The sequence below is a fragment of the Mesorhizobium sp. M8A.F.Ca.ET.218.01.1.1 genome (assembly GCF_004791165.1).
Taxonomy (GTDB): domain Bacteria; phylum Pseudomonadota; class Alphaproteobacteria; order Rhizobiales; family Rhizobiaceae; genus Mesorhizobium.
Genome location: NZ_SRUZ01000235.1, coordinates 1 through 279 on the forward strand (window position 1 = coordinate 1; position 279 = coordinate 279).

Sequence of the window (279 nt, forward strand, 5' to 3'; positions counted from 1 at the left end):
TTCGTCAGCCATATCCACATTGGTGCGCGAGGCATCGTTCTGCAAAAGGTTCAGAAGTTTCCGGTCGATCCTGTCCATGCGGGCAGCATATCGCCCGCCGCCATCTTTGCAATAAAATTGCATGAAACTGCAATCTCTGACCGCAAATGCGAAGCGGCCTGGAGTAGTGGATGGAAACAACTTTCAGGGGAGCCTTGATATGTCAGTTCTACAGACCGTCTGGCAAAAAACGCGGGAAACGCTTGCAATCTACTGGGTGCTGGTGCGGATCACGGTCCC

The 279-nt window shown here is 52.7% G+C and carries 1 protein-coding gene; it reads right to left on the bottom strand.

Translation table 11 applies throughout. The annotated features are described in order from the left end of the window. Positions 1–123: AsnC family protein (locus EN861_RS36600; protein WP_245512191.1), on the bottom strand; the 123-nt coding region annotated here is incomplete at its 3' end. Positions 124–279 lie beyond the last annotated feature (156 nt).